Consider the following 25,546-nt stretch of genomic DNA (forward strand, 5'->3'; position numbering starts at 1 on the left):
CGGCCAACGGCGTCACCCGGCGCCGAGACGCCTCAGGTCGTCGCGGAATGCCAGGTCGACCCGCTCGGCGCCGTAGCGTTCCGCGAGACGTTTCAGACCGAACCGGACGTGGGCCATCTCCTGGTAATAGGACAAGAAGGTGTAGTTCACCCCGGCCCCGGCCGCCGCGCCGATCACCGGCACCGCCTGGCTCGCAAGCTTGCGTCCGATCACGGCCGCAAGAGTCGGCGCCACCTGCCGGATCAGCGCCTGGACCGAGGTGCCATTGACCGCGAGGCGCGTGCCGAGAAAGCTGGTGTTGACGCCGTCATCGCTTGCCAGAGGCCCGCCCGAGCCGAAGATCTCGAGGCACATCGCCCGCGTCTCTTGCGACGCCGGGTCAAAACCGTGCCGGGCCGCCACCTTCTGCATCGCCGCGAAAAACAGCGTCACCGTGGCTGGCAGCTCCACCAGCGCCGTGCCGAGCCCGCCTGCGCCGCCGAGCGCGCCGCCCGTCGCCGCGGCCACGCGGTGGCCCCAGTCGCCGGTCTCGGGCAGCGCGCTGTGCGTCCCCACCCGGCCGGCGATCTGGTAGGCGCCTTCGAGGATCTCCACCGTTCCGGTCTCGATGAGGCGCCGCAGGCCCGCTGGCAGCGCAGTCGCCCGCGCCTCCATCAGCCCGCCCAGCGCGTTCAGCGCCCCGATCACCGGCCCGTTGGCGCGGCGAAGCCGCAGCGCAAGCGCCGCGATCTCGGCCAGGGCGTCGGGCGGCAGAACCGTCGCGGGAACGCCATGCGGGGTCATCTCGGCAGGGGCGGGATCATTGGTCATCACCATGAGATATGTACCGCCCCGCAGGGCTTCAATCCGGCAGGTCCGCCCCGTACTTGGTGACCGTTCCCCGCACCCCGTCCCAGGCGCCGGGCCTGAGTGCGCGGCCAAGCACCCGGTCCGGGTTGGTCGGCGGCGGCATCTCGACCCCGTCGAGCTTCGAAAAACCGAACTTGCGGTAGTAGGGAAGGTCGCCGACCAATAGCACCCGTTCCCAGCCGAGCCGCGCCGCCTCGGCGAGGCTCTCGTGGATCAGGATGCCGCCCAGCCCCTCGCCCTGACGGGTCGGGTGCACGGCGACCGGACCGAGCAGCAGCACCCGCCGGCCGCCGACGAGGACGGGCCAGTAGCGGATCACCGCGGCGAGCGCGCCGTCGCCATCGCGCAGGACAAGGCACAGCTCCGCCACCTTCGCGACACCGTCGCGCAAACGGTAGGACGAGAGCGCCGTCCGGCCGGGCGCGAAGCAGAGGTCGTAGAGCGCCTCCACCTCCCACCAGTCCGCCTCAGTCTCCTCCTCGAGCCTGTACAAGCCGCGCCACTCCCCGAATCCGCTGGAAATCGGCCCTAACATGCGGGCAGGATCGGTTCAAACCCTATGAGGTCCGCAATGTTCTACCGCCCGGCCGAAGGCCACGGCCTGCCGCACAACCCGTTCAACGCGATCATCACGCCCAGGCCGATCGGCTGGATCTCCTCGCGCGGGGCGTCGGGCGACAACCTCGCCCCCTATTCCTTCTTTAACGGCATCGCCTACACCCCGCCGCAGGTCATGTTCGCCTCGACCGGCCGCAAGGACAGCCTTCGCAACATCGAAGAGACCGGCGTCTTCGCGGTCAACATCGTCGAATACGCGGCCCGCGAGCGCATGAACCTGACCTCGGGCACCTATCCGCCCGACACCGACGAGTTCACGCTTGCCGGGGTCGAGCGCGACGAGTGCGTGACGATCCCCTGCCCGCATGTGCGGGGTGCGCCGGCGGTCCTCGAATGCCGGGTCAACCGGATCGTGGAGCTGCTCGGCCGCGACAACCACCTGATTCTCGGCGAGGTCACCGGGATCCACCTCCGCGACGACTGCCTCGTCGAGGGACGCTTCGACGTGACCCGGTTCCAGCCGCTCGCGCGCGGCGGATACCGCGACTATTCGGTGGTGACCGAGGTCTTCGAGATGCTGCGGCCCGGTCAGGAGTAGCCGCCTCAAGCGGTCAATGCGCCGCGCCGAACGCCCCGGCCTTCACGTCGTAATCGACCGCGATCCCGTATTCGGGGTCGTCGTCGCTGTCGATCATGAGCTGGCCGGCACGATTGAGAAGCCGGTGGCAGTCGCGGCTGAGATGGCGCAACGACAGCGTTTTTCCCAAGGCCTCGTAACGCGCCGCCAGCGCCTCGATCGCGGCCAGCGCCGATTGGTCGGCGACCCGGCTCGCGGCGAAGTCGACGACGACCCGGTCGGGATCAGTCTCGGGCGTGAAAAGCTCGGCAAAGCCGTCGGTAGAGCCGAAGAATAGCGGCCCCTCGACCGCATAGACCTTCGCGCCGTCCTCGGTTTCGCGGATGGTCGCATGGATGCGCTTGGCGTTCTGCCAGGCATAGGCCAGTGCCGAAACGATCACCCCCGCGACGACCGCGGTGGCGAGGTCGGTCGCCACCGTGATCGCCGTCACCAGCACGATGACGACCGCATCGGTCGCGGGCACCTTCATCAGGACGCGGAAGCTCTGCCAGGCGAAGGTGCCGATCACCACCATGAACATCACGCCAACGAGCGCGGCGAGCGGGATCTCCTCGATCAGCGGCGCGGCGAAGAGGATGAACGACAGAAGGAACAGCGCCGCGGCAACGGCCGCGAGCCGGGTGCGCCCGCCCGAGGTGACGTTGATCATCGACTGGCCGATCATCGCGCAACCGCCCATGCCGCCGAAAAAGCCGGTGACGGTGTTGGCCACGCCCTGCGCCACGCATTCCTGGCTCGCCCCGCCGCGCTTGCCAGTGATCTCGCCGACGAGGTTGAGGGTCAGGAGGCTCTCGATGAGGCCGATCGCCGCGAGGATGACGGAATAGGGCAGGATGATCTCGAACGTCTGCCAGTTCAACGGCACGGCGGGGATGTGGAAGGACGGCAGTCCGCCCTGGATCGAGGCAAGGTCGCCGACCCGCGGCACGTCGATGCCGAAGCCAATCACCAGCGCCGCGACGATGCCGATCCCGGCCAGCGGCGCGGGAACGGCGCGGGTGAGCCGCGGCATCACCCAGATGATCGCCATCGTGGCGACGACGAGCGCCAGCATCGTCACGAGCGGCCCGCCGCTCATCCACGCGTGTCCGCCCTCTCCGTCCGGCAGGCGGAAATGCTCGAGCTGGGCAAGGCCGATGACGATGGCAAGGCCGTTGACGAAGCCGAGCATCACCGGATGCGGCACGAGCCGGATGAACTTGCCGAGCTTCAGAAGACCGGCGGCGATCTGGATCAGCCCCATCAGGACGACGGTGGCGAAGAGGTACTCGACCCCATGCGCCGCGACGAGGCTGACCATGACCACCGCGAGCGCGCCGGTCGCCCCCGAGATCATGCCAGGCCGGCCGCCGATTAGCGCGGTGATCAGCCCGACGAGGAAGGCCGCATAGAGCCCGACGAGAGGATGGACACCGGCGACGAAGGCGAAGGCCACCGCCTCGGGCACCAGCGCGAGCGCCACGGTGAGGCCCGACAGCATCTCGGTGCGGATCCCGGCGACGGAAAGCGGGAAGGCCGGCGCATGGGACGGCGAGACGGCAGCGGCAAAGGCCGCAAGCGCGGATCGGGGCATCGTGGACCTCGGGGATTGTCTGTTCGCGACGCCCCCTTTAACGGCAAAAGGCCGCGATGGGAACCCGCAAGCCCGACGGGACGGCCAGCCAACCGGGACCGGCACCGCTCATGGGCCCGGATCGGCAAGCAGCTGACCTCGTGCCGGCGACACGCCCGGATCCGGGCTCTGCCTGCGCTGATCAGCCAGCGGGGCTCCCCTGCCCTTGCCCATCCTCGTGGATGAGGTGGGAAAAACGGTCCAGGTTATCGACGAGGTAGCGCGGAAACGTGGCGTCGATCCCGGTCAGGTGGAAATGTGGATCGCTGCCCGACACCGCGCTGTCGATCTGGGCGGCCGCGACCTTCGCCGTGGCGAGGTCCGGCGGAAGCCGCGAATGGCTGCTGATTGACGCGGCCTTCTGCACGACCGCTTCGACGCCGCCCAGCCAGGTGAAGTGCCAGCCGGCATCGCGCACGACCCGGCGCCGCACGATCCGCCGCATCCCGATCGCCGCGCGAAGGCCACGCACCATGTCGCGCCCCTTGGCATCGACCGGGCCACGCACGTCGCGCAGGGATTCCATGTCACGCAGGTTGGCGTAACGCGTGAGGCGCGGGCCCTTTCGCAGCCATTTCTCGGCCCGCTCGAGATTGAAGAAGAAGAAAAACCAGCGCAGTTCGAAGGTCACGATGTCGCGCGATCCGATTGGCCGGTCCCGCAACGGCGCAAGGGCGCGCGCCGAAACGATCTCGTCCACGTCCGACAGCAGCACCAGATCATCGGGCCTTGCGTCGTGAAGTCCGCCGCGAAGGGCGTCGCGCTGGAACCTCTCGCGCGCCCAGCTTTCCATCTCCGGCGTGTCGTCGCGGATCACGACATGGCGGATCTTGGCCCGGAACCGCGCGAACCGTCCCTCGTTTTCCTCGAAATACAGCGGCTTGGGTTTGCCCGTAAACGTATGCGTCGCTTCGGCGATCACAAAGACGTCCACGACCGGATCCATCTCGTTGAGCCGGATCTCCAGAAGGTCCAGTTCGTTGAAGAAAAGGAAGCAGTCAAACAAGCGTGGGCGCATCGTGAGCATTTCCCTGACGTTTGGCACGATCGAAGGCCGCGCCCCGATGACGCGCCTTCCGTGGCATATGCGCGACGGGCCTTCATTGCAATCATGGCCGCCCGCAAGGCGCGCGATTGCCGCCAAAGACTTTAGCCTTTCGTTAAGGATTCCTTCGCTATCGTCGACCAATCCGGCGCGAGCCGGTCGAAGCTTGCAGCACATGTGACTTCAAATCGCCCGGGCCCCGTCGGTTTCTCCACCGGCGGGGCTTCGCGTCTCAGGGGGCGAGGACAGCGCCAGGGTTCATGATCCCGGCCGGATCTAGCGCAGCCTTGATCGCCCGCATCGCGGCGCGCTTCGCGGGGTCGCCATAGGTCTCAAGGTCGCCGGTCTTCAGTCGCCCGATGCCGTGCTCGGCGCTGACCGAGCCGCCGAGCACGTGGACGAGGTCATGTACCGCGCGCTGGATCTCGCCGGCCCTGTCGCGGTGGTCGGCGGCGCGCCCGCCCTTCGGCGGAAAGACGTTGTAATGCAGGTTGCCGTCGCCGAGATGGCCGAAGCAGTTTACCCGGAACGGGCCGATCCCGGACACCGCCGGCGCGGCGCGGCGCAGGAACTCGGCGATCTCGGAGAGCGGCAGCGAAATGTCGTGCGAAACGATCGCGCCGATCCGGCGGTTGCCTTCCGGCAGCGCCTCGCGCAGGTCCCACAGCCCCCGCGCCTGCGCGCCGCTTTGGGCGATGATGCCGTCGCGGACGAGACCTGCGGCTTCGGCCTCCTCGTAGAGGCCGGTCATCACCGCGTCGGGGTCAAGGCCCGGCGCGAGGCCGATCTCGACCAGCACCGACCAGTCGGGACGATCCGCGAAGGGCTGGCGCAGCTCGGGCATGACCTCGTCGAGGAAAAGGAGCCCCTGGGCATGGATCAACTCGAAGGTCGTGACCGCGCCGCCGGTCCGGGTCTGCGAGAGCGTCAGGAGCTCGAGCGCCGCCGCCGGCCCGGCCACCGCGAGAATCGCGGTGGCGGTCGCCGCCGGCTGCGGAAAGAGCCGCAGCGTGGCGGCGGTGATCACGCCGAGCGTGCCTTCAGAGCCGATGAGAAGGTCCTTGAGGTCGTAGCCGGTGTTGTCCTTCCGGAGCCGCTTCAAACCGCTCAGCACCGAACCGTCCGGCAGGACCGCCTCGACCCCGAGACAGAGCTCGCGCGCATTGCCGTAGCGCAGGACGGCGGTGCCGCCGGCATTGGTGGCGAGGTTGCCGCCGATCCGCGCCGTGCCCTCCGAGGCGAGCGACAGCGGAAAGAGCCGCCCGGACCCGTCCGCCGCAGCCTGCACCTCGGCAAGCGTCATGCCGGCCTCGACGATCATCAGGTTCTCCCCGGGCCAGATCCCGCGCAACCGGTTCATCCGTTCCAGGGACAGGATCACCGGGGCCGGCCCTTCGGGCTGGACCTGTCCGAGGACGAGCCCGGTGCCGCCGCCCCAGGGAATGAGGCCGACGCGCGCGCGCGCGCAGGCGGTGACGATGCGCGCGACCTCCGTGGTCTCGCGCGGGCGGGCAAGGAGCGCTTCCGGCGTCACGGCGCGGCGGCGCGGCTCCTCGAGATAGCGCGGCTCCGCCGGCGCGAGCGTGCCCTCCGGCAGGAGTGCTGCGAGGCGTTGGGCGAAGGCGGCGTCGGCGGGGTTCAGCATGATCCCTGATCAAGCACGGCCAGCGGCTTGCGGCAAGGGCGCTCAGTCGAGAAGCCGCGGCATAAGCACGATCACCGTCGGCCGCGCGGGCAGCGTGGCGAGCGAGACCTCGAGCGAGGTCTCCTCCCTGAGCTCGACCGCGAACGCGTCCTCCATGCCGGAGAGGAACTGCGCCAGCGTCACCGGGCCGAACCAGTGCATCGGCAGCACGATCGAGGCGCGAAGCCGCTTCAGCACCTTGATCATCGTCGGCAGGTCGAGCGTCATGCCGCCGTCAACCGGAGCCATCACCACGTCGAGCCGGCCGAGGGCGGCATATTGCGCATCATCCGGCTCGTGGTGGAGATGGCCGAGATGGCCGATGCAGAGCCCTGCGACCTCGAAGACGAAGATCGAGTTGCCGAAGGGCTCCACCCCGCCGCCGGGGCGGCGGATGTCGGTCGGCACGTTCCTGACCAGCATCTCGCCGAGATCGAGGTGGTGGTCGACGCGTTCGCCGGTCCAGTCCCAGCCCTGAAGCACATGCGGGATGCGCTCGTCTGGCTCGGAGGTCCAGTGCGAACTGTGGGCGCGGTTCATCGTGACCACGTCGGGAACCACGTCGGCGGGACCGAGCATCCCGGTATAGTCGGTGGCCACGGAAAGCCCGCCGTGGGTCTCGAGGACATAGGTCGAATGGCCAACATAGGAAAGCCGCACCACGTCCGCCGGCAGCGGGTCGCCGTAGCGGGCGCGGTGGAGATACGCAATGCCGGGAGCCGCGTCGGCGATGGCGATGCAATGGCTCGGCCGGCGGCTCTGGGCGGCGGCGGGCAAGGCCGCCGTCACAGCCAGTAAGACAACTAGAAACCGGATAAGGGTCATGGAAGCCTCCAGCGACAGAATAGCGCGTTTTGGCGCCGGATGCCGCGTCTTTGCCCCTCACCCGATGCCGGGCGCCGTCAGATCCCGGATTTCACCTCGGTCCAGAGCCGGGTCCGGCTGCGCAGCGGCCGGGCGTCGAGGCTGCGGTCCGGGAACAGGCGCGCCAGCGTTTCGGGCGGCGGATAGAAGCCGGGATCGGCAAGGATCGCCGGATCGACATGGGCATCCGCCGCGGCGTTGGCATTGGCGAAGAAGACCGTGTTGGTGACGTCGGCGATGACGTCCGGTCTGAGCATGTAGTCGATGAAGGCATAGGCCTCGTCGATGCGCCGGGAATCCACCGGGATCGCCATGAGGTCGATCCACATCAGCGTGCCCTCGCGGGGGATCGCATAGGCGACCTCGACGCCGGTGCCCGCCTCCTCGGCGCGCATCTGCGCGATGCCGGCATCGCCGCTGTAGACGAGCGCGGCGCAGATATTGCCGGAGGCGAGATCGGCGGTGGCCTTCTGGTTGCTGAAGTAGCGCACGGACGCTGTCGCCGCGGCGAGAAGATCGCGGGCGCGCTCCAAGTCGCCCGGATCCTCCGAATAGGGATCGGCACCGAGGTAGTTCAGCGCGACCGACACGACCTCGACCGGGGAATCGAGCATGGCGATGCCGCAGTCCGCGAGACGGCCCGCGAGGTCCGGCTTGAAGATGAGGTCGAGCGTATCCACCGGCTGATCGCCGATGCGCTCGGCCACCAGGGCGGGATTGTAGGCGATGCCGATCGTGCCCCAGGTATAGGGCACGCCGAGCTGGCGGCCGCCGGGCACGGCGTCGAGTGCGGCGAGGATGTCGGGGTTGAGATTGCCGTAGTTTTCCAGCCGCGCCGGGTCGACGGGCAGGAGCCCGCCTGCCTTGAACTCGCGCTCCGCGTTCACGGCCGCGGGGAAGACGACGTCATAGCCGCTTCCACCCGCGAGGAGCTTGGTTTCCAGCACCTCGTTCGAATCGTAGTAATCCAGCGCGACCTCGGCGCCGGTCTCGGTCTGGTAGTTCGCGATCGTGTCGGCGGCGAAATAGTCGGCCCAGTTGTAGATGGCGAGTTCCCCGGCCCCGGCGCCGCTTGCGGCGAGGACGGCGCACCCGAGCATGACGGCGCCCCGTAGCGTGGTCTTTGGCGTTGCCACCTTGGTGGCCCCTGTCCCTGAATTGGCGCGAGTGGCTTTGGCCATGCTTCCCTCCTGACAGCCGGTTCGGATCGGGAAAGCCTACACGTTATGGAATATTACCGTAAATTCAGCTACAGACGTATATCTATAGGGGTATATAGCGTCTGGAGTGTCGAGATAATGCAACGCGTACCTTTTCCGGCCGAATGGAGCATCGCTCTGGCCGAAATGATCGGAGCCCTGGGAAGCCCGCGGTTTCCCGCCGCGCTTCGCCGCGTGCTGGCGCTGTGCTTCAGCTTCGACTCGCTCGTGGTGACACGCTATGACGGCGGCGCCCCGCCGCAGGCGCTGTTTCACGATCTCGACGACGTGCAGGCGGCGATAACCGTCGCCTTCTACGCGACCGGGCCCTACCTGCTCGATCCCTTCTACAAGGCCTGCCGCACCGGTCAGGAGTCGGGCGCCTATCGCCTGCGCGACCTCGCCCCTGACGCGTTCTTCCGCTCGGAATATTACCGAAACTTCTACCGCAAGATCCGCATCGGCGACGAAATCGGCGTGCTGATCCCGGACGGGGCGGATCGCTGGCTGGTCCTGTCGCTGGCCCGCCGCCTGCGCCGGCCGGTCTTCGCCCCCGAGGATATCGCGGCGCTCGGCGCGGCATTCCCGCTGATCCGCGCCGCCGTTCTGCAGCAATGGGGTGCGGAGGGGACCGTCGAGGCTGTCGAGGCCGAGGCCATCGACGACCGGCTGGCGGGTTTCGGGGTAGATGTCCTCAGTCCGCGCGAGGCCGAAGTCGTCCAGCTGATCCTGAGAGGCCATTCGACGCCGACGGCGGCCGATGTGCTGGGCATCTCGCCGGGGACGGTGAAGGTGCATCGCCGCCACGCCTATGCGAAGCTCGATGTCGCCTCGCAATCGGAGCTGTTCTCGATGGCGACACGGTTCCTGATGACGCAGGAGGCGTGACGCACCGCAGCAGGCCCGGAAACCGGAAGGTCAGGCCAGCGGCGGTCGGTGCCGGAGGGCCGCGAACCACCCGGCGCGGCGGGTCTTGCGCTCATGCGGGGGCTCCTTGGGGACGGGCCGGTCAATTCGGGCGCCACGCTCGCGAGACGACGGGAACAGGAGATCGGCGGAGATGGGGGAAATGCGGTGGGTCATCGGATCACTCCTTGGCTTCTAAACCTGCCCCAAGAGTGCCCGAGCGCCCCGCGCCCCACCACCGACGCGATCCGGCGGAGGCGGAAGAACCCGTAACTCACCCGTAAGTCCCTTGGCAGACCCCCCTCATCGGGTCATTCTAGGAGCCCTCCGGCCGCCAACGACCGAGGCACGATGACCGATGGCTGCTCCCTCTTCGCTACCAAGCTGCGCGCCTGGCGCGCGCATGCCGGCGCGCATGGCCGCGTGACGCAGGAAACGCTCGCCGACATGCTCGGCGTCAGCGTCGATGCCATCGGCAAGTACGAACGCTCGCTCTCCTTCATCCGCGGCGACCTCGAACACCGCCTCGCCGAGGCGCTTGGCTGGAGCCACGACGAGATCGTCGCCTGCCGCGAGGACTGGGAGGCGCGGCGCGGGGCACAGGTCCGTGGCGCCTACCGGCTCCTTGACGATGAGGTCGTCGACGCGGTCTACAACGGCTCATGGCGGGACGCCGCACTGGCCTCGATCGCCCTCGCCATCGAGGAGTTCGATGCCCTGCCGGAAGAGCTTGCCGCCAATGAACGGGTGTTCCTGCCGATCTACGACGCCTTCCGCGATCACTGGGCGGTGGTGATGCGGGGCGACCGCATGGTGGCGAAATGGACGCTGCCGTTTCTCAACGCCGAGGACGAGGAACTGTTCCGCACCGGCCGGCTGATCGAGGCGGATCTGTCGCTCGAGCGGATGCGCCGGCCGATCCTGCCCGGCACCTATTTCGGCTACAGCCCCGCCGTGGTCATTCGCCGCGGCCACGAAGCGGTCGGTCCGCTCCTCTTGTCCTCCTTCGTCAGCTTCCTCGAGACGCTCGCGCGGCGCGAGGTCTTCCTTCACGGGATGGGGTCGATATCGGTGTCGCTCGGAGGCGCCCAGATCTGCCGTGATCTCGGGATGACGCGGCTCGGCACGCATTGCCTCGATCCTGGCTACGAGCTCTGGGAACTGCCGGGCTCCGCGATCCCCACCTCGATCTTCGGCCGCCGCAGCCCGTTCCTGCGCCGCTGCTACCGGGACGTATTCGGAAATTGAACGCGGCTCAGCCCGCCTCGGTCCGCCCGCGCCGGTCGCCGCGCAGGTTGGCGTAGAGCACATGGTTGCGCCAGCGGCCGTTGATCTGCAGGTAGCTCTGCGCCACGCCCTCGTATTTGTAGCCGCATTTCTCCAGCACCCCGCGCGAGGCGAGATTCTCCGGCAGGCAGGCGCTTTCGAGCCGCGACAGGTCGAGCTCGGTGAAGCAATGGTGGATCACCGCGCGCAAAGCCTCGGCCATGTAGCCTTGCCGCGCATGGTTGGCGCCGATCCAGTAACCGATCGTCGCCGCCTGCGCGGGCCCGCGGCGGATGTTGTCGACCGTCACCGCGCCGAGGAAGGTCTCGTCGTCGCGGCGGACCAGAAACAGCGGCAGCGCCGTGCCGCCGGACTGGGCGCGCTGCGCCCAGTAGACCCGGTTGGTGAAGGCCTTGCGCGTGAGGTGGTCGGGCGACCAGGACGGCTCCCACGGCGTCAGGAACGCGCGGCTCTGCTCGCGCAAGGAAACCCAGTCGCGGTAGTCGGAATGCGCGGGCAGGCGCAGGCTCATCCGTTCGGTCTCGATCCGGACCCTGCGTCGCCCGAAGAGCATCAGGCGGCGAGCCTTTCGCGGAGGCGTCCGAGCGCCGGTGCCGCCTCCACCGGGCCGTAGAGCGCGAGCGCCGCGGTCGCTCCTCCGGCGAGACGCTCGGCGAAGGCGCGCACGGCGCCGCAGCTCACCGCGTCGATCTCGGCCGTGGTCTCGGCCACGCTCTGGACCCGGCCCCAGATCGAGACATGCCGCGCCATCCGCTCGGCCCGGCCCGACGGGCTTTCGAGCCCCATCAGGAGCCCCGCCTTCATCTGCGCCCGGGCGCGCAGGATCTCCGCCTCGCTCATGTCGTCGGCGGCGCGCTTCAGCTCGTCCATCGTCAGCCCGCAGAGATCGCCGATCTCCTCGGCCGAGGTGCCGGCATAGATCGTCATCATGCCGGTGTCGTCATAGGCCCCGGCCTGTGCATAGATCGAGTAGCAGAGCCCCCGCTCCTCGCGGATCTTCTGGAAGAGCCGCGAGGACATGCCGCCGCCAAGCGCGGTCGTGTAGACCTGCGCGGTGTAGAAATCGTCATCGCGCACCGAGGGCGATTCGAAGCCCATCGCGAAATGGACCTGCTCCAGTTCCTTGACCTCGCGCCGCTCGCCCACCGACCAGCGCGCGGGCTGGATCAGCCCGCTGCCCACCGGCTTCAGCCCGCCGAAGATCGCCTCGGCCGCCTTGACGATGGAATCGTGATCGACCGCCCCGGCGGCGGACAGGATCATCTGGTCAGGCCCGTAGTGCTCGCCCACGAAAGTCGTCAGATCCCCGCGCCCGAAGGTCGAGACCCGCTCGGCCGGGCCGAGGATCGTGCGCCCCATCGCCTGGTCCGGGAAGGCCGCCTCCTGCAGCCAGTCGAAGATGATGTCGTCGGGCGTGTCGAGCGCCTGGCCGATCTCCTGCAGGATCACATGCCGCTCGACCTCGATCTCCTTCGGATCGAAGACCGGGTTCAGCACGATGTCGGAGATGACGTCGAGCGCGAGCGGCACGTCGGCCTCGAGCACCCGCGCGTAATAGGCGGTCATCTCGCGGCTGGTATAGGCGTTGATGTAGCCGCCTACGTCCTCGATCTCCTCGGCGATCTGCAGCGCCGAGCGCCGCTTCGTCCCCTTGAAGGCCATGTGTTCGAGGAAATGCGCGATGCCGTTCTGCTCGGGCCGCTCATGCCGCCCGCCCGCCGTCAGCCAGAGGCCGATGGCCGCCGAGGCGAGCCCCGGCATCCGCTCGGTCACGATCCTCAGGCCGTTGGGCAGCGTCGTCAGATTGGTGGTCAAACCTTGCGCCTTTCATGGACCAGCGCCTCCAGTTGGGCGAGGTCGTTCGGCACAGATGTAACACGTTCGGGGCGCGAGAAAAGGTCGGCCATGCGTTCGGGCAGCGCCGGGCGCTGACCCGTGGCCTTTTCGACCGCATCGGGGAACTTCGCCGGATGCGCGGTCGAGAGCGTGATCATCGGCACCGCGTCGTCCCGGCTGGCCTCCGCCACCGCGACGCCGACCGCCGTATGCGGGCAGAGAAGCTCGCCGGTGGTTTCATGCATCGCCGCGATGGTGGCGAGTGTTTCCTCTTCCGAGACGCGGCCCGAAACGAACAGCTCGCGCAAGGCCTCCAGCGCGCCCTGACTCACGGTGAAGCCGCCCGTCTCCTTCATCTCGGCCATGAGCTTCGCCACCGCCCCGCCATCGCGGCCATAGGCGTCGAAGAGCGCGCGTTCGAAGTTCGAGGAAATCTGGATGTCCATCGAGGGCGAGATCGAGGGCTTCACCCCGTCCATCTTGTAGCGCCCGGTGGTCAGGCAGCGGTGCAGGATGTCGTTCTGGTTGGTGGCGATCACCAGCCGGTCGATCGGCAGGCCCATGCGCTTGGCGATGTAGCCCGCGAAGATGTCGCCGAAATTGCCGGTAGGGACCGTGAAGCTCACCTTGCGGTCCGGCGCGCCGAGCGACACCGCCGAGGTGAAGTAGTAGACGACCTGCGCCAGCACCCGCGCCCAGTTGATCGAGTTGACGCCGGCAAGACCCACCGCGTCGCGGAACTCGAAATGGTTGAACATGTCCTTTAGCCGCGCCTGGCAATCGTCGAAATCGCCCTTCAGCGCGAGCGCGTGGACATTGGCCTCGGCCGGCGTCGTCATCTGCCGGCGCTGCACTTCCGAGACGCGGCCCTCGGGAAAGAGGATGAAGACATCGACATTGTCGAGGCCCCGGAACGCCTCGATCGCCGCCGAGCCGGTATCACCGCTGGTCGCGCCGACGATGGTCACCCGCCTGCCCTCGCGCCCCAGCGCGATCTGGAAGAGCTGGCCGATGAGCTGCATCGCGAAGTCCTTGAACGCGAGCGTGGGCCCGTGGAACAGCTCCAGCAGGAAATGGTTGGGCGCGAGCTGAACGAGCGGCGCCCGGGCGGTGTGGCCGAAGCCCGCATAGGCCCTGGCGATGGCGCTTTGGAACTCATCGTCGGTGAAGGCGTCGCCGACGAAGGGCCGCATCACCCGGAACGCGGCCTCCTCGTAGGAAAGCCCGCCGTGCGCCCTGATCTCGTCGGCCGAAAGCGTCGGGATCGTCTCGGGCACATAGAGCCCGCCGTCACGGGCGAGCCCGGTCAGCATCGCCTCGCCAAAGCCAAGAACCGGGGCCTCTCCCCGTGTCGAGATGTAGCGCATGTCAGTTCCTCAATCGGTCCGCTGCCTGATACGCCAGAGAAGAAACCCTGTCATCCCCGCCCAGACCCCGGCCAGCGAAAACCAAGTGATCGCGTACTGGCGGTGGTCGTTGGGGATGGTGGAGGTGTCGACCGGCACCGGGACGATACCCTGCGCGTCGCCCGTCACTTTGCGGGCAACGACAAGAAGCGGCATAGTGTTGACGTTTTCAGACATCGCCTCGACATCGCGGGCGAACCAGAGTCCGGTGCCGGGATCGGGCGGTGGGGTGTATCTGTCGGCATCCCTGGGCCAGTGCAGGTTGCCGGCGACCTCGAGCGCGACCGGCGGGCGGGCATCGTCCCGCGCCGCCTCGGGGATGAAGCCACGGTCGAGCAGCACACGCTTGCCGTCGTCTGTCTCGAGAACCGCGATCACCTCGAACCCAGCGCCCTCGCCCTTCCGGCCGGTGAGAACCAGAAGTTCCTCGCCCGTGGTGCGGCCCGAAACCGTCACCGGCCGGTAGAGATCGGCCGCCGGGTCCGGTGAGGCGATCGTCGAGAGCCGCACCGGTTCGGCACCGATCTGCGCCTCGATGGCGGCGATCACGCCCTCTTTCCACGCCAGCCGGTGAAGCTGCCAGACGCCAAGCGACAGCAGAACGGCAATGCCCAAAGCGCCGAGCATCAGGGCGGAGAGAGAGCGGCTCATATTGTCCTCAAAGTGAAACGCGGGAGGCGCTGCCCCCCGCGTTTTTTTCGGTTCGTCAGGGGTGCCGGTTCAGCGGCCCCAGATGTAGATCGCGGCGAAAAGGAAGAGCCAGACCACGTCGACGAAGTGCCAGTACCAGGCGGCGGCCTCGAAGCCGACATGCTGCTCGGGCGTGAAATGGCCCTTTATCGCGCGGATCATGCAGACCAGAAGGAAGATCGTCCCGATGACCACATGCGCGCCGTGGAAGCCGGTCGCCATGAAGAACGAGGCGCCGTAGATGTTGCCGGCGAAGCCGAAGGCTGCGTGGCTGTATTCGTAGATCTGGAAGATGGTGAAGAGCACGCCGAGGCCGCAGGCCAGCGCGAGGCCCCAGATCATGTCCTTGCGGTTGTTCTCATGCGCGATCGCATGGTGCGCCCAGGTCGCCGCGGCGCCCGAGCAGAGCAGGATCAGCGTGTTGATGAGCGGCAAGTGCCAGGGGTCGAAGGTCTCGATCCCGGCCGGCGGCCAGACACCGTCGATCGCGGGCGAGCCCTCGGTCATCGGGTAGAGCGCGTGCTTGAAGAAGGTCCAGAACCAGGCCGAGAAGAACATCACCTCGGACATGATGAACAGGATGAAACCATAGCGCAGGCCGATGCGAACGACCGGGGTATGGTCGCCGGTGTTGCCCTCGTGGACGACTTCGGCCCACCAGCCGTACATGACGTAGAGGACCAGCACGAGGCCGGCGAGGAACATGAACGGCGTTATGCCCTTCATCCACAGGACCGCGCCGAACAGCATGACGAAGGCACCGACGGCGCCCAGGAGCGGCCAGAGCGAGGGCTTGAGGATGTGGTAGTCGTGGTTCTTAGCGTGCGCCATGTCGGTTTCCCTGATTGGGCCTCAGTTATAGTTTTCACCCTCGGCGGGCGACAAAGCCGCCTGCGCCTCGGGCAATTCGGTCTTGAAGAAGGTGTAGCTCAGCGTGATGTTGCGGATCGAGCCCGCGTCGCGGTCCTTCACCAGCTCCGGATCGACATAGAAGACGACCGGCATCTCGATCCGCTCGCCGGGCTGCAACACCTGTTCGGTGAAGCAGAAGCACTGGATCTTGGAGAAGTAGTAGCCCGCGAGGTCGGGGGCGACATTGTAGCTCGCCGTGCCCGCGACCGGCTTGTCGGTCGGGTTGTAGGCCTCGTAGAAGGCCATCCCGGTCTCGCCGATCTTGAGCTTCATCTCGGTCTGCTTCGGGTGGAACTCCCACGGCATGTCCGGCGCGGTATTGGCGTCGAAGCGCACCGTCACGATCTCGTCTAGCACGTCGCCCGCGTTCTCGGCGCGGACGCTCGGCGTGCCGCCGTAGCCGGTGACCTGACAGAACCAGGAGTAGAACGGCACCGCCGCCCAGGCCAGAACGCCCATCGTCAGGACGACACCCGAAAGCATCGTGGCGATCCGGCCATTGCTCCGGGGCACGCTCATTGCGAGGCCTCCGCAGCGGGCAGCTTGCCTTCCTTCAGATGCGAGATCTTGACCACCGTCAGCCCGAAGACCAGCGCGACAAAGACGGCGAGCACCAGCCCGAGGCCGAGGTTCCGGCCAAGGCGGCGACCGTGGATCTCATGTGCCTGACGGATCGCCATCACCAGCCTCCTAGCCCGAAGGGCGCAAGGCTCGCCTCGACGAGGAGCGCGCCGAAATGCAGGAAAAGATAGGCGAGCGAGAACCGGAAGAACGCCTTCTCGGCCCGGTAGCCATCGGCCTCGGCCGCCGCGTCGTCGCGCCGGGCGATGCGGACAGCCCCCCGGATGAAGAGCGCGTTGAGCACGAGCGCCGTGACAAGCGTCACCGGCCCGCCGATCGAGGTGAGTGCGAGCGCCACCGGGAACGGCGCCAGCAGCAGCGTGTAGACGAGGATGTGCTTGCGCGTGGCGGCGCGGCCGTGGGTCACGGTCAGCATCGGCACGCCGGCGCGGGAATAGTCGTCCTTCATGAAGAGCGCGAGCGCCCAGAAATGCGGCGGCGTCCACATGAAGATCAGCGCGAACATCAGAACGCTCTCGACGCTGACGCCGCCGGTGGCGACGGCCCAGCCGATCATCGGCGGGAAGGCCCCCGCCGCACCGCCGATCACGATGTTCTGCGGCGTCCGCCGCTTCAGCCACATCGTGTAGACGACGACGTAGAAGAAGATAGTGAAGGCGAGGAACGCGCCCGCGAACCAGTTCGCGGCCAAGCCCAGCATCAGGCAGGACAGGACCGAGAGCGCGAGCCCGAGACCGAGCGCCTCGCCCGCGCCGACCCGTCCGGCCGGAACCGGGCGGCTCTGGGTGCGCCGCATCACCCGGTCGATATCGGCGTCGTACCACATGTTGAGGGCGCCCGAGGCGCCCCCGCCGAGCGCGATGAAGAGGATCGCGGTGAAGGCGACGAAGGGATGCACCGGCACCGGCGCCACGATCAGCCCGACCATCGCGGTGAAGACGACGAGCGACATCACGCGCGGCTTCAGGAGCTGGACGTAATCGCCGAAGCCCGCTTCCTGCCCGTGGTCAACGGCGCTCAGATCGCTCATCGCTACCCTCCCCTTGGCGGCGCGCGTCGCCGCGCGCCTCTCCGTCAGTTGGCCGAGGCCACCTCGACCGGCGCCGACGTGCCGAGACCGGCGGTCTTGGTCCGCGCGACCCAGTCGTCATAGACCTCCTGGCTCACCACCTTGACGGTGATCGGCATGTAGGAATGGTCCTTGCCGCAAAGCTCCGAACACTGGCCGAAGTAGATGCCTTCGCGGTCGGCGTTGAACCACAGCTCCGCGATCCGCCCCGGCACGCCGTCCTGCTTCACCGCGAAGGCGGGGATCGTCCAGGAATGGATCACGTCGGCGGCGGTGACCTGCACCACGACGTCCTTGCCGGCCGGCACCACGACCGCGGTATCGGTCGCGAGCAGGTATTCGTCCTGGCTGTAGCCCGCCGCCTCGAGCCCGTCGCGGCCGAGCATGAAGCTGTCGAAGGCGATGCCCTCGTCGGGATATTCGTAGGACCAGTACCACTGGTTGCCGGTCGCCTTGATCACCACGTCGCCTTCCGGGATCTCCTGCTGCTTGAACAGCGTCGGCAGCGAGAACGAGCCGAGGACCACGAGGATCAGAATCGGGATCAGCGTCCAGACGATTTCCAGCGGCGTGTTGTGGGTGAACCTTGCCGGCGTCGGGTTGGCGCGGCGGTTGTAGCGCAGGATGACCACCAGCAAGAGTGCCATCACCAGCGCGACGACGCCGAAGCAAAGGTAGAGCAGCACATGGTCAAGCCACTGCTGCTCCCGCGCGAGCTCGGTCGCGGCCGGCTGGAAGCCGGTGCCGTCGGCATGCGGTGCCCCGACGATCTCGAGCCCGGTGATCCCGTCCTGGGCCCGGGCCGCGACGGCCGCGAATGTGGCGGTGAGGGCGGCCCCGAGGCCGGAAAGAATGGTCGCAAAGCGCATATCGTGTTCCCGTTCCTGCCGCGGCTTGTCCTGCCGCTTCCAGCGCCGGCACGGTCCTCGTGTGAACCGCGGGCCGGGCCGGTTGTATCCGGGCCTTTTCAAATCATATTAGTGACAATGCGACAAGTGAAACCATCGCGGCCACGTGCCGCTTTTTGATCGAAGTCAAGGACAACGGACGGAGCGACTATGACAGATACCCGGTTTTCCCCGTTCGAGACCCATCTCGACCCCGACCGCGCGCTGGCGATTCTGCGCGAGGCGACCCGTGGCGCCGAGGATGGAGAGCTCTTCCTGGAGCGCCGCCGCTCCGAGGCGCTGGTCTTCGACGACGGCCGCCTGCGCAACGCGAGCTACGACGCCTCCGAGGGATTCGGCCTGCGCGCGGTCAACGGCGAGGTTGCGGGCTACGCCCATTCCACCGAGATATCCGAATCGGCCCTCAAGCGCGCCGCCGGGACCGCCCGGCTCGCCGTCGGCGACGGTGGCGGAGTGATGGCGCCGCCGCCCGCGGGCACCAACGTGAAGCTCTACACCGACGCCGACCCGATGGCCGACGCGGGCTTCGGTCTCAAGGTCGAGACCCTGCGCGAGATCGACGCCTTCGCCCGCGCGCTCGATCCCCGCGTGGTGCAGGTCTCGGCGACGATCGCGGCCTCGCTGCAGGAGGTCTTCATCCTCAGGCCCGAGGGCGGTCTGGTCTCCGACATCCGCCCGATGACGCGGCTCAACGTCTCGGTCATCGTCGAGGAGAACGGCCGCCGCGAATCCGGCGGCCACGGCAGCGGCGGGCGCTCCGGCCTCGCGGGCCTGATGACCGCGGAGCACTGGCAGGCCACCACACGCGAGGCGCTCCGGATCGCGCTCGTCAACCTGCGCGCGGTGGCGGCACCGGCCGGCGTGATGGACGTGGCGCTCGGCGCCGGCTGGCCCGGCATCCTTCTGCACGAGGCGGTCGGCCACGGGCTCGAGGGCGACTTCAACCGCAAGAAGACCTCGGCCTTCGCCGGCCTCATGGGGCAGCAGGTGGCCGCGAAGGGCGTCACCGTGCTCGACGACGGCACGATCCCGGACCGCCGCGGCTCGATCAGCGTCGATGATGAGGGCACGCCCTCGGGCAAGAACGTGCTGATCGAGGACGGGGTGCTCGTCGGCTACATGCAGGACCGCCAGAACGCCCGGCTGATGGGCGTGCCGCCGACAGGCAACGGCCGCCGCGAGAGCTTCGCCCATATCCCGATGCCGCGGATGACCAACACCTACATGCTCGGCGGCGAGGCCGATCCCGCCGATGTCGTGGCCGAGGTCAGGGACGGCATCTATGCCGTGGGCTTCGGCGGCGGCCAGGTCGACATCACCAACGGCAAGTTCGTCTTCTCCTGCACCGAGGCCTACCGGGTGAAGGACGGCGTCGTCGGCGAGCCGGTGAAGGGCGCCACCCTGATCGGCGACGGCGCGACCGCGATGAAGAACATCCGCGCGATCGGCAAAGACATGAAGCTCGATCCCGGCATCGGCAATTGCGGCAAGGCCGGGCAATGGGTGCCGGTCGGCGTTGGCCAGCCGACCTTGCTGATCGGCGGGCTCACGGTCGGCGGCTCGGCGGCCTGAGCCGCAAGCTCAGTCGAGCTGGACGATCGCCAGCCGCACATCCTCGTCGCCGACGACGGTCGTGGTGTGACCGCTGCCGTCGACGTCCTCCATCCGCCAGATGCCGCCCGGACCGATCTCGCGGACCTCGCCGTCGCCGGCCTCGACCCGGAGCCGGCCGCCGAGGCAGAACGCGACTTGGCGGCACGGCGAGCGGTGCTTCGCCCCGCCCCAGCCAGCCGGAAGCGTCAGATAAACAAGCGCGCGCGCCACCTCGGAGGCTGAAACCAGCATCGGCGGGGCCGGCGGCGCGAAATCGACCATCGCAAGGCCGATGCCGGCATCGCTGAAATGAGACACGCCGTTCTCGTCCTCGGTGAGATGAAGAAGCTGCATCCATAATCCCTTTCCCCTGCCTGCGCGGTCCGCCTCTCCTCGGGAGAAGATTTTTTCGCACCCGCCGCAAATCGCCGCGAATCGTAACCAATGATTAACCTTGAGCCTCCAGATTGGCATTGCGAATGAGGCGAAGGCACGAGGGACAAAGGTTTGTTATCTTACCCCACCCCCTTCACCCCACCCACCACGGAAGACGACAGACTGTCGTGGCTCCGCCTCATTCGCTCCCGCAGGGTCGGCGCGGTGACCTTCTGGCGGCTGATCGGCGAATACGGTTCCGCCCAGGCCGCCCTTCACGCCCTGCCCGAAATCGCGAAGGCGGCGGGTGTCCAGGGCTACGAACCCTGCCCCGAACCCGTCATCCTCAAGGAATACAAGGCCGGCGCGGCCGCCGGCGCGCGCCTCCTCTGCCGCCACGAGCCCGCCTATCCCACCGCCCTCGCCGAGCTTGCCGACGCACCTCCGGTCCTGTGGTGCATCGGCGACCCCGGCCTTCTCTCCCGCCCGATGGTTGCCCTCGTCGGTGCCCGTAACGCCTCCTCGCTCGGGCAGCGGATGGCGCGCAAGCTCGCCGAGGGGCTCGGGGCGGCGGGGGTCACGGTCGTCTCCGGCCTGGCCCGCGGCGTCGACACGGCCGCACATGCGGCGGCGCTGACCACGGGCACCATCGCGGTGATGGCCGGCGGCGTCGACGTGACCTACCCGACCGAAAACGCCCCCCTCGCCCGCGAGATCGGCGAAAAGGGCCTGCGGCTTTCCGAACAGCCGATCGGGCTCGAACCGCAGGCCCGGCACTTTCCCCTGCGCAACCGGATCATCTCCGGTCTCGCCCGTGCCGTGGTGGTGGTCGAGGCCGCGGCGCGGTCCGGCAGCCTGATCACCGCAAGGCTGGCGCTCGACCAGGGCCGCGACGTGTTCGCCGTGCCGGGCCATCCCTTCGACGGTCGCGCAGCGGGCTGCAACATGCTGATCCGCGACGGCGCGACGCTGGTCCGCGGGGTCGAGGACGTGCTCGCCGCGTTGGCGCCCGTCACCGCCGCCGCCCCCGAACGCTCCGAACGCACCGCCCCCGACCCGGACCCGCAGCGAACATGGCGCGACATGGCGACGCTCCACAGCCAGATCCTCGACCGCCTCGGGCCGAGCCCGATGGCCGAGGACCAGCTCATCCGCGACCTTGCCCTGCCAAGCGCGACCGTCGCCCCCGAACTCCTCGCGCTGGAACTCGAAGGACGCATCCAGCGTCAGCCCGGCGGCCTCCTGTCGCGCCTCGACTGACCCGCCGGACCCGCCGCGCGGCATTTCCTCGCGCGCCCTTCATCTTGCCCGAAATATCTCGGGAAAGCCCCGGATCCGGTCCGGGACGCAGGGGCAGCGCACCCGACACAAGCCCCAAGCCCGGCGCCGCGAGAAGAAGAGCCAGTCGGCCGGTCATTGACAAGCCCCGCCCTTGCCGCCCATGTAACGCGCCCAGAGCAGACAATCCGTTTTCAAGAGGCAGTCATGGCCGTCGTCGTCGTAGAATCCCCCGCCAAGGCCAAGACAATCAACAAGTATCTCGGCTCGGACTACACGGTTCTCGCCTCCTATGGCCATGTCCGCGACCTGCCGCCGAAGGACGGCTCGGTCGATCCCGAGCAGGGATTCGACATGAAATGGGAGGTGGCGAGCGACAGCAAGAAACACGTTCGCGCCATCGCCGAGGCGCTGAAATCCGACGACACGCTCATTCTCGCAACCGACCCCGACCGCGAGGGCGAGGCGATCTCGTGGCACCTCAAGGAGGCGCTCGCCTCCAGCCTCAAGAAGGGCAAGACAGTCCGCCGCGTCACCTTCAACGCGATCACCAAATCCGCCGTGACCGAGGCGATGGCGAAGCCCCGCGATGTCGACGAGGCGCTGGTCGAGGCCTATCTCGCGCGCCGCGCGCTCGACTACCTCGTCGGCTTCAACCTCTCGCCCGTGCTCTGGCGCAAGCTTCCGGGCGCGAAGTCCGCCGGCCGCGTCCAGTCGGTCTGCCTGCGCCTCATCGTCGAGCGCGAGCTGGAGATCGAGGCCTTCAAGGCGCGCGAGTACTGGACCGTCACCGCCACCCTCGCCACGCCGCGCGGGCAGGAGTTCCAGGCCCGCCTGACCGTCCTCGGCGGCAAGAAGCTCGACAAGTTCGATCTCGCCAACGAGACCGCCGCCGAGCTTGCCGTGCAGGCGATCACCTCGCGCGACCTGACGGTGAAATCGGTCGAGGCCAAGCCCGCGAGCCGCAATCCCTACGCGCCCTTCATGACCTCGACCCTGCAGCAGGAGGCCTCCCGCAAGTTCGGCATGGGCGCCAAGGCGACGATGGCCGCCGCGCAGCGGCTCTACGAGGCGGGCCACATCACCTACATGCGGACCGACGGCATCGACATGGCGCCCGAGGCGGTGATGGCCGCGCGCGACGAGATCAAGCGCCGCTTCGGCGCGGACTACGTCCCCGACAGCCCCCGCATGTACAAGAACAAGGCCAAGAACGCGCAGGAAGCGCATGAATGCATCCGGCCGACCGACATGGGCCTCTCGCCCGACAAGCTGAAGGCCGAGGGCGAGCAGAGGAAGCTCTACGACCTGATCTGGAAGCGCACCATCGCCAGCCAGATGGCCGCCGCCCGGCTCGAACGCACCACCGTCGATGTCGCGAGCCAGGACGGCGAGGTTGTGCTGCGCGCGACCGGGCAGGTCGTGAAGTTCGACGGCTTCCTCAAGGTCTATGACGAGGGCCGCGACGAGGAGGGCGACGAGGACGGCGCCCGCCTGCCGCAGATCATGGAAGGCGAGAAGGCCGACAAACGCGCCATCGCCCCCGAGCAGCATTTCACCCAGCCGCCGCCGCGCTACACCGAGGCAACGCTGGTGAAGCGGATGGAGGAGCTCGGCATCGGCCGGCCCTCCACCTATGCCTCGATCGTCACCACGATCCAGGACCGCGACTATGTGCGGAAAGACAAGAACCGGCTCATCCCCGAGGACAAGGGCCGGCTCGTCACCGCGTTCCTGACGAACTTCTTCCGCCGCTACGTCGAGTACGACTTCACCGCCGATCTCGAGAACGAGCTCGACGAGATCTCGGCCGGCGACCGCGATTACAAGGAGGTGCTCGCCCGCTTCTGGCGCGACTTCACCGCCGCGATCGCCGAGACCGCCGATCTCCGGATCGGCGAGGTTCTGGAGAAGATCGACGAGTTCCTCGCCCCGCATCTCTATCCCCAGCGCGCCGACGGATCGGACCCGCGCGTCTGCCCGACCTGCGGCGAGGGGCGGCTCAACCTCAAGACCGCGCGCTCCGGCGGCGCCTTCATCGGCTGCTCGAACTACCCGAACTGCCGCTACACCCGCGCGCTGTCGGCGGTGAACGGCGAAGCCGAGGCGGGCGGCGACCGGGTGCTCGGCGAGGACGCGAACGGCGAGCCGGTCTCGCTTCGCACCGGCCGCTTCGGCCCCTACGTCCAGCGCGGCGAGGCGACCGAGGAGACACCGAAACCGCCCCGCGCGAGCCTGCCGAAGGGCTGGTCGGCCGAAACGCTCGACCTCGAGCGGGCGCTGATGCTTCTTGACCTGCCGCGCCCGATCGGGCCGCATCCCGAGGACGGCGAGCTGGTCGAGGCCGGGATCGGCCGTTACGGGCCCTACGTCAAGCACGGCAAGGTCTACGCCAACCTGCCCGATGTCGAGGAGGTCTTCACCGTCGGCATGAACCGCGCGGTCGAGGTGCTCGCCCAGAAGGCCAGCCGCGGCCGCGGAAGCTCCGCCCCCGCCCCGCTGCGCGAGCTCGGCGAGCATCCGGACGGTGGCGCGATCCAGGTCATGTCGGGCCGTTACGGGCCTTACGTGAAATGGGAAAAGGTCAACGCCACCCTGCCGAAGGAGATGGCGCCCGAAGCCGTCACCTTCGACGAGGCGCTGGCACTGATCGCCGAGAAGGCCGCCAAGAAGGGCGGCGGGCGCAAGAAAGCGTCGGCGAAAAAGCCCGCCAAGGCCGCGGCCGCGAAGAAACCGGCGGCGAAGAAACCAGCCGCGAAGAAAGCGGCTGCGAAGAAGACCGCCGCGAAATAGGACCGCCCCTTGCTGCGGCGCGGCGATTGACAGCGCCGCGCCCGCGCGCCACAACTTCGGCAACGAAAGTTCGGGGAGCGACCATGAAGAAAGTCTATGGCACTGCGAAGGAGGCCCTCGACGGGCTTCTCTTCGACGGCATGTTCATCGCGTCCGGGGGCTTCGGCCTCTGCGGCATTCCGGAGCTTCTGATCGACGCGCTGGTCGAGAGCGGCGTGAAGGACATCACCATCGCCTCGAACAACTGCGGCGTGGACGGCTTCGGGCTCGGCAAGCTGCTCGAGACGCGGCAAATCAGGAAGATGATCTCGTCCTATGTCGGCGAGAACGCGGAGTTCATGCGCCAGTACCTCTCGGGTGAGCTGGAGCTGGAGTTCAACCCGCAAGGCACGCTGGCCGAGCGCATGCGTGCGGGGGGCGCGGGCATTCCGGGCTTCTACACCAAGACCGGCGTCGGCACCGTGATCGCCGAGGGCAAGGAGCACAAGGACTTCGACGGCCAGACCTACATCCTCGAGAAGGGCATCGTCGCCGACCTCTCGATCGTCAAGGCCTGGAAGGCCGACGACACCGGCAACCTCGTCTTCAGGAAGACCGCGCGCAACTTCAACCCGCCGGCGGCGACCTGCGGGCGTGTCTGCGTCGCCGAGGTCGAGGAGATCGTGCCGCGCGGCTCGCTCGACCCCGATTGCATCCACCTGCCGGGCATCTATGTGCACCGGATCATCCAGGGCGAGCACGAGAAACGCATCGAACAGCGCACCGTGCGCAAACGGGAGGCCGTGTAATGGCTTGGGACCGCAACCAGATGGCCGCCCGGGCGGCGCAGGAACTGCAAGACGGCTGGTACGTCAACCTCGGCATCGGCATTCCGACCTTGGTGTCGAACTACATCCCCGAGGGCGTCGAGGTGACGCTGCAATCGGAAAACGGCATGCTCGGCATGGGTCCCTTCCCGTATGAGGGCGAGGAGGATCCCGACCTGATCAATGCCGGCAAGCAGACGATCACCGAACTCAATCGCACCTCCTATTTCGACAGCGCCCAGAGCTTCGCGATGATCCGCGGCGGCAAGATCGCGATGGCGATCCTCGGCGCGATGGAAGTGGCCGAGAACGGCGATCTCGCGAACTGGATGATCCCCGGCAAGCTCGTGAAGGGCATGGGCGGGGCGATGGACCTCGTCGCGGGCGTCGGCCGCGTTGTCGTGGTGATGGACCACACCTCCAAGCACGGTGAATCGAAGGTGCTGAAGGAATGCACCCTGCCCCTGACCGGCAAGGGCGTCGTCGACCGGATCATCACCAATCTCGGCGTTCTCGACGTCGTTCCCGGCGGGCTGAAGATCGTCGAGATGGCCGATGGCGTGAGCGAAGCGGAGCTGCGCGCCGCGACCGAGGCAACGATAGTCGGCTGAGACCCCATCGCACGGCCGGGCGCAAGGCCCGGCCGTCCGGTTC

At 67.9% G+C, this 25,546-nt stretch carries 25 protein-coding genes; 8 read left to right on the forward strand and 17 right to left on the reverse strand.

The genetic code is table 11. From position 1 onward, the window contains the following. Window positions 1-12 precede the first annotated feature (12 nt). Together R5H32_RS02910 and R5H32_RS02915 are read right to left on the reverse strand one after the other, a co-directional pair. A complete protein-coding gene (locus R5H32_RS02910) occupies window positions 13-810 on the reverse strand; it encodes an EcsC family protein (protein ID WP_318337178.1) in 798 nt (265 codons plus the stop codon). 31 nt (window positions 811-841) lie between these two features. After that, window positions 842-1,342 carry an N-acetyltransferase gene (locus R5H32_RS02915; protein WP_318337179.1) on the reverse strand — a complete coding sequence of 167 codons (501 nt, stop codon included), beginning with the start codon at window positions 1,340-1,342 and terminating at the stop codon, window positions 842-844. Window positions 1,343-1,420: 78 nt separating this feature from the next. Between R5H32_RS02915 and R5H32_RS02920 the strand changes: the two genes are divergently transcribed. After that, complete coding sequence (locus tag R5H32_RS02920) at window positions 1,421-2,005, forward strand: flavin reductase family protein (protein ID WP_318337180.1); 585 nt, start codon at window positions 1,421-1,423, stop codon at window positions 2,003-2,005. 13 nt (window positions 2,006-2,018) lie between these two features. On the opposite strand, the gene R5H32_RS02925 is transcribed toward R5H32_RS02920, so the two are convergent. The 5 genes from R5H32_RS02925 to R5H32_RS02945 all read right to left on the reverse strand — a co-directional run bounded on the left by R5H32_RS02925 (window position 2,019) and on the right by R5H32_RS02945 (window position 8,433). After that, a complete protein-coding gene (locus R5H32_RS02925) occupies window positions 2,019-3,620 on the reverse strand; it encodes a SulP family inorganic anion transporter (protein ID WP_318337181.1) in 1,602 nt (533 codons plus the stop codon). A gap of 181 nt (window positions 3,621-3,801) precedes the next feature. Continuing rightward, on the reverse strand, window positions 3,802-4,848 hold the full coding sequence (locus tag R5H32_RS02930) for a hypothetical protein (protein ID WP_318337182.1): 1,047 nt from the start codon (window positions 4,846-4,848) through the stop codon (window positions 3,802-3,804). 88 nt (window positions 4,849-4,936) lie between these two features. Next, complete coding sequence (locus tag R5H32_RS02935; protein ID WP_318337183.1) at window positions 4,937-6,349, reverse strand: FAD-binding oxidoreductase; 1,413 nt, start codon at window positions 6,347-6,349, stop codon at window positions 4,937-4,939. A gap of 42 nt (window positions 6,350-6,391) precedes the next feature. Next, window positions 6,392-7,213 carry an MBL fold metallo-hydrolase gene (locus tag R5H32_RS02940; RefSeq protein WP_318337184.1) on the reverse strand — a complete coding sequence of 274 codons (822 nt, stop codon included), beginning with the start codon at window positions 7,211-7,213 and terminating at the stop codon, window positions 6,392-6,394. Between the two features lie 77 nt (window positions 7,214-7,290). Further along, window positions 7,291-8,433 (reverse strand): extracellular solute-binding protein, encoded by a 1,143-nt coding sequence (locus R5H32_RS02945; protein ID WP_318337185.1) that lies wholly within the window; start codon window positions 8,431-8,433, stop codon window positions 7,291-7,293. A 165-nt stretch (window positions 8,434-8,598) separates the two neighbouring features. Here R5H32_RS02945 and R5H32_RS02950 point away from each other — a divergent pair, with 165 nt between their 5' ends. Further along, window positions 8,599-9,339, forward strand: a complete 741-nt coding sequence (locus R5H32_RS02950) for a helix-turn-helix transcriptional regulator (RefSeq protein ID WP_318337186.1) — start codon at window positions 8,599-8,601, stop codon at window positions 9,337-9,339. A 369-nt stretch (window positions 9,340-9,708) separates the two neighbouring features. After that, window positions 9,709-10,605: a helix-turn-helix transcriptional regulator gene (locus R5H32_RS02955; protein ID WP_318337187.1), complete on the forward strand. Its 897-nt coding sequence runs from the start codon at window positions 9,709-9,711 to the stop codon at window positions 10,603-10,605. A gap of 7 nt (window positions 10,606-10,612) precedes the next feature. Here R5H32_RS02955 and R5H32_RS02960 read toward each other — a convergent pair whose 3' ends face one another. The 9 genes from R5H32_RS02960 to coxB all read right to left on the reverse strand — a co-directional run bounded on the left by R5H32_RS02960 (window position 10,613) and on the right by coxB (window position 18,008). Then, the gene (locus R5H32_RS02960; RefSeq protein WP_318337188.1) at window positions 10,613-11,197 is read right to left on the reverse strand and encodes a GNAT family protein; all 585 of its coding nucleotides are present in this window, start codon (window positions 11,195-11,197) and stop codon (window positions 10,613-10,615) included. Beyond that, window positions 11,197-12,459 carry a pitrilysin family protein gene (locus tag R5H32_RS02965; RefSeq protein WP_318337189.1) on the reverse strand — a complete coding sequence of 421 codons (1,263 nt, stop codon included), beginning with the start codon at window positions 12,457-12,459 and terminating at the stop codon, window positions 11,197-11,199. Before R5H32_RS02965 ends, R5H32_RS02960 begins: the two co-directional genes overlap by 1 nt. Next, window positions 12,456-13,847 (reverse strand): threonine synthase, encoded by a 1,392-nt coding sequence (gene thrC / locus R5H32_RS02970; protein WP_318337190.1) that lies wholly within the window; start codon window positions 13,845-13,847, stop codon window positions 12,456-12,458. Before thrC ends, R5H32_RS02965 begins: the two co-directional genes overlap by 4 nt. 9 nt (window positions 13,848-13,856) lie before the next feature. After that, window positions 13,857-14,537, reverse strand: coding sequence for an SURF1 family protein (locus R5H32_RS02975; RefSeq protein ID WP_318337191.1), 681 nt, complete (start codon window positions 14,535-14,537; stop codon window positions 13,857-13,859). 69 nt (window positions 14,538-14,606) lie between these two features. Further along, the gene (locus R5H32_RS02980; RefSeq protein ID WP_318337192.1) at window positions 14,607-15,407 is read right to left on the reverse strand and encodes a cytochrome c oxidase subunit 3; all 801 of its coding nucleotides are present in this window, start codon (window positions 15,405-15,407) and stop codon (window positions 14,607-14,609) included. 21 nt (window positions 15,408-15,428) lie between these two features. Next, the gene (locus R5H32_RS02985) at window positions 15,429-16,007 is read right to left on the reverse strand and encodes a cytochrome c oxidase assembly protein (protein WP_318337193.1); all 579 of its coding nucleotides are present in this window, start codon (window positions 16,005-16,007) and stop codon (window positions 15,429-15,431) included. Further along, entirely contained in the window at window positions 16,004-16,168 is a 165-nt protein-coding gene (locus tag R5H32_RS02990; RefSeq protein WP_263333572.1) for a hypothetical protein, read from the reverse strand. Before R5H32_RS02990 ends, R5H32_RS02985 begins: the two co-directional genes overlap by 4 nt. Then, window positions 16,168-17,100, reverse strand: a complete 933-nt coding sequence (gene cyoE / locus R5H32_RS02995; protein ID WP_318337194.1) for a heme o synthase — start codon at window positions 17,098-17,100, stop codon at window positions 16,168-16,170. Before cyoE ends, R5H32_RS02990 begins: the two co-directional genes overlap by 1 nt. 44 nt (window positions 17,101-17,144) lie before the next feature. Further along, complete coding sequence (gene coxB, locus R5H32_RS03000) at window positions 17,145-18,008, reverse strand: cytochrome c oxidase subunit II (protein WP_318337195.1); 864 nt, start codon at window positions 18,006-18,008, stop codon at window positions 17,145-17,147. Window positions 18,009-18,197: 189 nt separating this feature from the next. On the opposite strand from coxB, the gene tldD reads away from it, so the two are divergent. Beyond that, window positions 18,198-19,619, forward strand: a complete 1,422-nt coding sequence (gene tldD, locus R5H32_RS03005) for a metalloprotease TldD (RefSeq protein ID WP_318337196.1) — start codon at window positions 18,198-18,200, stop codon at window positions 19,617-19,619. A 9-nt stretch (window positions 19,620-19,628) separates the two neighbouring features. On the opposite strand, the gene R5H32_RS03010 is transcribed toward tldD, so the two are convergent. After that, window positions 19,629-19,994, reverse strand: coding sequence for a cupin (locus tag R5H32_RS03010; protein ID WP_318337197.1), 366 nt, complete (start codon window positions 19,992-19,994; stop codon window positions 19,629-19,631). A gap of 153 nt (window positions 19,995-20,147) precedes the next feature. Here R5H32_RS03010 and dprA point away from each other — a divergent pair, with 153 nt between their 5' ends. From dprA to R5H32_RS03030, 4 genes are all read left to right on the forward strand, one after another. Next, window positions 20,148-21,275, forward strand: a complete 1,128-nt coding sequence (dprA, locus tag R5H32_RS03015) for a DNA-processing protein DprA (RefSeq protein ID WP_318337198.1) — start codon at window positions 20,148-20,150, stop codon at window positions 21,273-21,275. A gap of 225 nt (window positions 21,276-21,500) precedes the next feature. After that, window positions 21,501-24,086 carry a type I DNA topoisomerase gene (gene topA / locus R5H32_RS03020; protein WP_318337199.1) on the forward strand — a complete coding sequence of 862 codons (2,586 nt, stop codon included), beginning with the start codon at window positions 21,501-21,503 and terminating at the stop codon, window positions 24,084-24,086. 83 nt (window positions 24,087-24,169) lie between these two features. Further along, on the forward strand, window positions 24,170-24,874 hold the full coding sequence (locus tag R5H32_RS03025) for a CoA transferase subunit A (RefSeq protein WP_318337200.1): 705 nt from the start codon (window positions 24,170-24,172) through the stop codon (window positions 24,872-24,874). Continuing rightward, window positions 24,874-25,503 (forward strand): 3-oxoacid CoA-transferase subunit B, encoded by a 630-nt coding sequence (locus tag R5H32_RS03030; protein WP_318337201.1) that lies wholly within the window; start codon window positions 24,874-24,876, stop codon window positions 25,501-25,503. Before R5H32_RS03025 ends, R5H32_RS03030 begins: the two co-directional genes overlap by 1 nt. The last annotated feature ends 43 nt before the right edge of the window (window positions 25,504-25,546 follow it).

The sequence above is a fragment of the Defluviimonas sp. D31 genome, assembly GCF_033436765.1.
Classification (GTDB): Bacteria; Pseudomonadota; Alphaproteobacteria; order Rhodobacterales; family Rhodobacteraceae; genus Albidovulum.

Bases quoted from the DNA above. Each gene is read 5' to 3' on its own strand.
- R5H32_RS02910 (WP_318337178.1), bottom strand. From the start codon at position 810: ATGACCAATGATCCCGCCCCTGCCGAGATGACCCCGCATGGCGTTCCC.
- R5H32_RS02920 (WP_318337180.1), top strand. From the start codon at position 1,421: ATGTTCTACCGCCCGGCCGAAGGCCACGGCCTGCCGCACAACCCGTTC.
- R5H32_RS02925 (WP_318337181.1), bottom strand. From the start codon at position 3,620: ATGCCCCGATCCGCGCTTGCGGCCTTTGCCGCTGCCGTCTCGCCGTCC.
- R5H32_RS02935 (WP_318337183.1), bottom strand. From the start codon at position 6,349: ATGCTGAACCCCGCCGACGCCGCCTTCGCCCAACGCCTCGCAGCACTC.
- R5H32_RS02940 (WP_318337184.1), bottom strand. From the start codon at position 7,213: ATGACCCTTATCCGGTTTCTAGTTGTCTTACTGGCTGTGACGGCGGCC.
- R5H32_RS02945 (WP_318337185.1), bottom strand. From the start codon at position 8,433: ATGGCCAAAGCCACTCGCGCCAATTCAGGGACAGGGGCCACCAAGGTG.
- R5H32_RS02950 (WP_318337186.1), top strand. From the start codon at position 8,599: ATGATCGGAGCCCTGGGAAGCCCGCGGTTTCCCGCCGCGCTTCGCCGC.
- R5H32_RS02955 (WP_318337187.1), top strand. From the start codon at position 9,709: ATGACCGATGGCTGCTCCCTCTTCGCTACCAAGCTGCGCGCCTGGCGC.
- R5H32_RS02960 (WP_318337188.1), bottom strand. From the start codon at position 11,197: ATGCTCTTCGGGCGACGCAGGGTCCGGATCGAGACCGAACGGATGAGC.
- thrC (WP_318337190.1), bottom strand. From the start codon at position 13,847: ATGCGCTACATCTCGACACGGGGAGAGGCCCCGGTTCTTGGCTTTGGC.
- R5H32_RS02975 (WP_318337191.1), bottom strand. From the start codon at position 14,537: ATGAGCCGCTCTCTCTCCGCCCTGATGCTCGGCGCTTTGGGCATTGCC.
- R5H32_RS02980 (WP_318337192.1), bottom strand. From the start codon at position 15,407: ATGGCGCACGCTAAGAACCACGACTACCACATCCTCAAGCCCTCGCTC.
- R5H32_RS02985 (WP_318337193.1), bottom strand. From the start codon at position 16,007: ATGAGCGTGCCCCGGAGCAATGGCCGGATCGCCACGATGCTTTCGGGT.
- R5H32_RS02990 (WP_263333572.1), bottom strand. From the start codon at position 16,168: ATGGCGATCCGTCAGGCACATGAGATCCACGGTCGCCGCCTTGGCCGG.
- cyoE (WP_318337194.1), bottom strand. From the start codon at position 17,100: ATGAGCGATCTGAGCGCCGTTGACCACGGGCAGGAAGCGGGCTTCGGC.
- coxB (WP_318337195.1), bottom strand. From the start codon at position 18,008: ATGCGCTTTGCGACCATTCTTTCCGGCCTCGGGGCCGCCCTCACCGCC.
- tldD (WP_318337196.1), top strand. From the start codon at position 18,198: ATGACAGATACCCGGTTTTCCCCGTTCGAGACCCATCTCGACCCCGAC.
- R5H32_RS03010 (WP_318337197.1), bottom strand. From the start codon at position 19,994: ATGCAGCTTCTTCATCTCACCGAGGACGAGAACGGCGTGTCTCATTTC.
- topA (WP_318337199.1), top strand. From the start codon at position 21,501: ATGGCCGTCGTCGTCGTAGAATCCCCCGCCAAGGCCAAGACAATCAAC.
- R5H32_RS03025 (WP_318337200.1), top strand. From the start codon at position 24,170: ATGAAGAAAGTCTATGGCACTGCGAAGGAGGCCCTCGACGGGCTTCTC.
- R5H32_RS03030 (WP_318337201.1), top strand. From the start codon at position 24,874: ATGGCTTGGGACCGCAACCAGATGGCCGCCCGGGCGGCGCAGGAACTG.